This window comes from Kangiella sp. (genome assembly GCF_014762745.1).
Taxonomy (GTDB): Bacteria; Pseudomonadota; Gammaproteobacteria; order Enterobacterales; family Kangiellaceae; genus Kangiella.
In genome coordinates this window covers 1-2,671 of the sequence record NZ_JABURJ010000080.1, presented here as the reverse complement: position 1 = coordinate 2,671, position 2,671 = coordinate 1, and the positions used below count along the sequence as shown (strand labels likewise).

At 47.8% G+C, this 2,671-nt stretch carries 2 protein-coding genes; one reads left to right on the top strand and one right to left on the bottom strand.

Annotated elements, in window-relative coordinates:
- Positions 1–505: 505 nt before the first annotated feature.
- Complete coding sequence (locus HUJ19_RS05680; protein WP_290622735.1) at positions 506–1,120, bottom strand: YceI family protein; 615 nt, start codon at positions 1,118–1,120, stop codon at positions 506–508.
- A 194-nt stretch (positions 1,121–1,314) separates the two neighbouring features.
- Here HUJ19_RS05680 and HUJ19_RS05675 point away from each other — a divergent pair.
- Positions 1,315–2,671: sodium:solute symporter family protein (locus HUJ19_RS05675; RefSeq protein ID WP_290622734.1), on the top strand; the 1,357-nt coding region annotated here is incomplete at its 3' end.

Sequence of the window (2,671 nt, the reverse complement as noted above, 5' to 3'; positions counted from 1 at the left end):
ATTAAAGCGCAACAGTGTGGAGAGAAAAGAAGTTGAAAAAGGCCGGTTATGGATAAATCTGGCAGAAAAAAGGCAGGGAGGGGGTTAGTCTGGCGACTGGGTTTTAGCTAGTAAGTCCTGTCATTCACCACGGGCACTTCCTACGGTCGCCCGCGAAGGAGGGTGACCAAAGGGAATGCCCTTGGGTAAATCCATTATCTTTTATTCATTCCTATACTTACTATTTCGCTACTCAACGAGCCCCTTTTCTTTGCTTGTCCAAAGAAAAGGGACGAAAAGAAAAGACACCCCGTGATTGAGATTTCGCGTCGCGAAATTACCTTCGTATCCGCCAAGCCACTTAACGCACCGTAAAATACGTTCCATCCCTGGCCCGAATTTTACTATTCAAAACGTCCTGTTTTGAATTGCTATGTCTTGGCTACTACTCAGCTCAATCAAAGGGGGTTATTGGTGCTAGCTTGAAAATTCTGATAAGAAAATAGCCATCAATTGTATATCGGTACTACTCGCTCTTCGGTTTTAAATACAAATCAAAAGTCACAGGGACAACGCGGTCGATGCTGCGTAAGCCTGCAAGTGACTTTAATTTATCAACGCCTTTATCCAGCTTGAGGCTGCTGACTTCTATGATTACTGGGCTAGCCGAGGTGACGCGAAGTTGGTCGTCAGGCAGGGTTTGGATGGTGACGGGGGCTGTGATATCTACTGTTTCGTTGCCAAGCTGGATAGCTGCTTCCAGGGTGTGCTGCGAGCTAGTACCGGCTTTTTGCTCTTTAAGCTGTTCTAAATCAAAGCTGCCATTGACGATAAAGGCGACGTTGGTTTCGCTATTAAACAGATGCTCTTTCATGCGCTGATCACGGATCTCAATACCGGTATTGACGCTATCGAGCAAAATCTCCAACGCGAATTGACCATTACCGCTAAGGTGGCCTTTGAGGGTTTCGAAAGTGCTGACTTCGCCAATGGCGTTATTTTTTACTGAGACGAAATGTAGCTGGGAGGCATCATTATCGATGGTCCATTCTTTGTTTTCTGAGGCAATGGCAGGGCCTGCCTGTAGGGCAAAAAAGGCGCTTAAGGTAATGATTGCTTTAGCGAATAAAGCTTTAGACATACGGTTCTCCTATCCAATTTGAGGATTTGGTTACTAGTCATAAGTGCCACAATGGTATGGCATGCCCAACAATCTATCAAATTAGATGTGAAAAAAATCTGGAGTTTTCAGCAAAAAAGGATTAATTTTGCGCACTTTGATGCCTAACTTTTAAACAGTTAGGGTGACTCTGATATAGGTGGACCAGACAGACGATGAATATAGTGGTTCTAGGGGTTATTTTCTTTGTTCTTATCCAGTTTGCGGTGGGGCTGTGGGCGTCACGCAAACCGAAGAATGAAACCGATTTTCTATTGGCAGGCCGGCGTTTAAATCCCAGTCTGGCGGTATTTACTATTTTCGCGACCTGGTTTGGCGCTGAAACCTGTATCGGAGCGGCTTCCTCGATTTATGAGAATGGTTTGTCGGGCGGTACCGCTGACCCCTTTGGCTTCTCGCTGTGTTTGCTGTTTATGGGGTTTGTTTTCGCCAGACCTTTATGGAAACGCAAATTCATTACTTTCGCCGACTTGTTCAAGCAGCGCTATTCGGTGCGTATTGAGAAGCTGGTGGTGATTATTTTAGTGCCAGCCTCAATGTTGTGGGCTGCAGCACAGATTCGCGCTTTTGGGCAGATCCTGTCGTCGCTTTCGGGTTTGCAGGTTGAATACGCCATTACCATCGCAGCATCAGTGGTCATCATTTACACCATGCTCGGCGGTCTGCTGGCAGTTGCGGTCACAGACGTGATTCAGGCGGGCTTTCTGATTCTTGGTCTGGTGCTATTGGGCGTGTTTGTGTTTGCCAGTGGCGATCCGAACGCCAGCCTTAGCACCGTCGATGCTGCTCGTTTTAGCTTTGTGTCAGAAGATTCTACGCTACTGCAAAAATTCGAAGCCTGGTCGATTCCGATTTTTGGTTCCGTGCTAACCCAGGAGCTGATTACTCGAGTGCTGGCCTGTCGCAGTGCCGAAGAAGCGCGTAGCTCGACGCTGAAGGGCGGAACCCTATATTTGCTGGTGGGTTTGATTCCAGTGTATTTAGGCCTGGTTGGTTTAAATCTGATGCCAAACCTCACCGACTCTGAGCAGCTATTACCAGAACTGGCAAAAACCTATTTGCCGACTGTGCTCTACATTATTTTTGCTGGCGCACTGGTATCTGCGATTCTATCAACGGTGGATAGTGCCTTATTGGCTTCCAGTTCATTGATTTCGCACAACATCGTGGTGCCATTAAGCAAGCGCAACCATGAGGTCAGCGAGCGTCAGAAAGTGCTATTTGCCCGGATTGGCATTGTGATACTTGGCAGTCTGGCGTATTACATTGCGCTACACGCCAAAGGGGTATACGACCTGGTGGTGACAGCTTCGGCATTTGGTAGCGCCGGTGTCTTTGTTGTGGGTACTTTTGGCCTGTTCACACGCTTCGGTGGTGAAGTTACCGCAGGTTTGACCTTGGTCAGCGCAGCGACGGTGTGGATTCTGGGAGAATTCGTATTCGGCTGGGCGACTCCATTCTTTATCTCGCTATTAACCGGCTTCGGCGTCTACATTGTCGCGGCCTTAATAG

What these genes read in the sequence shown, in the direction of transcription:
- HUJ19_RS05680 (WP_290622735.1), bottom strand. Translation starts at nt 1,120, where the DNA reads ATGTCTAAAGCTTTATTCGCTAAAGCAATCATTACCTTAAGCGCCTTT.